General features: G+C 44.5%; 4 protein-coding genes. All 4 read left to right on the top strand.

All coding sequences use genetic code 11. The annotated features are described in order from the left end of the window. Positions 1 to 213 precede the first annotated feature (213 nt). Positions 214 to 906: a helix-turn-helix transcriptional regulator gene (locus VN105_RS20125; RefSeq protein WP_325643540.1), complete on the top strand. Its 693-nt coding sequence runs from the start codon at positions 214 to 216 to the stop codon at positions 904 to 906. Positions 907 to 1086: 180 nt separating this feature from the next. Further along, a complete protein-coding gene (tssD, locus tag VN105_RS20120; RefSeq protein WP_325643538.1) occupies positions 1087 to 1476 on the top strand; it encodes a type VI secretion system tube protein TssD in 390 nt (129 codons plus the stop codon). Between the two features lie 190 nt (positions 1477 to 1666). After that, positions 1667 to 2218, top strand: a complete 552-nt coding sequence (locus VN105_RS20115) for a GNAT family N-acetyltransferase (protein WP_325643536.1) — start codon at positions 1667 to 1669, stop codon at positions 2216 to 2218. Positions 2219 to 2264: 46 nt separating this feature from the next. After that, positions 2265 to 3054, top strand: a 790-nt coding sequence (locus VN105_RS20110; protein WP_325643534.1) for a hypothetical protein, incomplete at its 3' end; no start/stop codon positions are given.

Raw genomic sequence — 3054 nt, 5'->3', positions numbered from 1 at the left:
ATCTTTGTGAGAACAATCTGATTTCATCTTATTCATACATAAAGTCATCCACCTGATTTAGTCAATCACCGTATTTTCTATCCCCAAAAAAGGGTCTCTTCTTTGTGATGGGACCCTTTCTTATTTTTACTACATTTGTTATTGAGAAGAGCACAAAATAAGTAGTCAACCAACGTCACAGAGGATTCCTATACACGATTTTATATCTGGTACATGATTGAGCACGCTGCATTTAATAATGAGGGATCGGGGCTGGAGGAAAAGCTGAACGCTTTAAAGGCCATTGATCAGGAACTTCCGGTAGTGGTAATTGTAATGAATGTGGCAAAGAGCTACGTGGAGTATATGTCGCCCCGCGGCTGCAGGGAGCTGGATATTACGCTGGAAGCCTTACGGGAAATGGGCGCCCGGTATTACGATACATTCTTTAACCCTCACGATGTAGCAGACTACCTGCCTAAAATTATCAACATGCTGGATGCGCCGGCGGAAGCCAATATGACGGTTACCTTCTTTCAGCAGGTACGTACTACTGCCTCGCGCGACTGGACCTGGCACCTCGGCTCTACCCGGGTGTTTATGCGGGATGCCGGTGGACTTCCTACCCATGTGATTACCTGCGCCATTCCCATTGATCCGTTGCACCATGTTACCAGCAAGGTAAACCGTTTGCTGGAGGAGAATAACTTCCTGCGCCGTAACCAGCACATTTTTGCATCTCTTACCAGGAGGGAGAAGGAGATCCTGCGGCTGCTGGCGCTGGGGCTCAGTGCTATCGAAATTGCTGAGCGGGCGGGGATCTCCGAAAAGACCGCTGTAACACACCGGCGAAATATTAAAGCAAAGATCGGGGCACAGTCCAGCTACGATCTGACCAGTTTTGCACAGGCATTTGATCTTATATAATTATTAAACAGCATATTATTGATATGCTGAAGGATAATGTCCTGCGCTGTTTGGCGTCATTTCTTAAAAATAACCTTCAATTTTTCTGCATGTAAACAGAAATGTGTATTTTCATTCTGTATACCATATTTTTGTGCCTGTTTGTTGCGCCTTGTAACAGACCTGTTAACCAGAAAAATTATGTCTTTTAAAGCCGTTCTCAACATTGATGGGGAAGAAATGAATGTCCTGGAATGCAGGTTTTCATTTACCCAAAATACAGATCATAACGGGAAACCTGCCGCCCGCCCCAAAGGAGGCACCATTAACCTGCTGGTTGAGTCTGCCGGTGAAACAAGTTTGTTTGACTGGATGATTTCCAACACCCAAACGAAAAACGGCAGCATTACCTTTTTCCGGAGGGATTCCATGTCGCGGCTCAAAGAGCTGAAATTTACAGACGCTTACTGTGTTGAATACGCAGAAACGTTTAATTCCGCCAATGAGCAACCGCTGCAAATACAGCTGACTTTGTCTTCCAGGGAAGTGAAATTGAATAATTCCACCTATCAAAACCCCTGGCCGGCATAGCATAGTGCCGTTATACATCTTTCTAAAAAACGACAATCCGCGTGAACACCCGTTACATGCGGATTGTACCTTTATATTGCCGCCCCCGCCACGTGGCCGCTTTGTTATAAAAACAGCGTCACTTTTACCATTGCCAGGCTGCGATGGCCATCATTGCCGCTGATTGGTAATTATGATTATTTTTAAGTGTATGCTTATACTTAATTTCAACCCTTTCCCTAACCTTGCCACCCAACGGTTTATCCTGCGGGCCCCTGCATTATATGATGATGAAGCCTTTCTTATTTTAAGGTCGGATCCACTTGTGAACCAGTTCCTGAACAGGCCCCCTACAACCACGGTAGCAGCAGCCAGGCAGTTTATTGAAAAGATCCAGGCCAATATTGCAGCCAATCAATCGTTGTATTGGGTGATCACCACAAAGGAAAGCGATGTGCCTATTGGTACCATTTGTTACTGGAATATAGTACCGGAACTGGATCGGGCGGAAATAGGATACGAACTGCAGTCCGCCTTTTTCGGGAAAGGCATTATGCAGGAAGTACTGCCGGTGGTAATACAGTTCGGCTTTGAACAACTGCATCTTCAAAAAATTACGGCCTTCCCGGCTGTAGACAATGAAAGATCCGTTAAACTGCTGGAACGGTATCATTTTATTAAAGACGATCCGCTGAGAGAGGAACTGGAGAAAGAAGAAGATCTGTCAGCACAGTTATGTTATTCCTTGTCAAAGCCACTATAGCACTTTTTATCAGGCTTTGTTTTTATCTTTCAGATAAAAGATGCCAGTGAAAAAAGGAATAGCGGTATATCATCCGGGTTCATTTACCGCCAGGTTTATGCAACCCCGGAAAGAGCTTGATAGTATCTTAAAACCTGATTTTGAGAAATTTTTTATTGTGAGAGTGGAGGAAATGTACCGCCTGGTAACACAGGCGATACCTGCTTCCCGGTCTACTAACCATAGCTGTTTGTTTATTACAGGCGGAGAAGCCAGTATGAAGATCGGGAGCGAGTTGTATACGATCTATAAAAATGAAATGCTGTTTGTGCCAGCAGGACAGGTGTTCTCTTTTAAAAGCGGCGAAGTGAATAAAGGATACCTGTGTAATTTTCATACGGATATCCTCACCGGAAAATACAGTACACAGGAACCGCTGAAAACATTCGACTTTTTAAGGGTATGGGGTAACCCCAAAGTGCAATTGGATAACCAGACCGCAAAATTTGTACTGCATCTTTTTAAACGGCTTTTACTCGACTATAGCCAGAACGGGCTGAACAACCTGGAAATTATCCAGCCATACCTGGTCACATTGCTATGTGAAGTGAAACAGCTTTATAAACCGCTGACCAGCAGCCATCAAACGGCAGCTATCAACATTACCCATCGCTTTAAGGAACTGGTATTTGCCAATACGGGCACATTGCATCATGTAACAGACTATGCTTCCCTGCTGAACATTACACCCAATCATTTGAATAAATCGGTGAAAACGGTTACCGGTAAATCGCCGGCGCGGTGGATCGGTGAAACAATTGTGCTGGAAGCAAAAGTGTTACTGAGCCAAAGTAATT

The sequence above is a fragment of the Chitinophaga sp. genome (assembly GCF_035564935.1).
Taxonomy (GTDB): domain Bacteria; phylum Bacteroidota; class Bacteroidia; order Chitinophagales; family Chitinophagaceae; genus Chitinophaga.
Note: the sequence above shows the minus strand (reverse complement) of the source record. Positions and strands in the feature narration are given on the sequence as shown.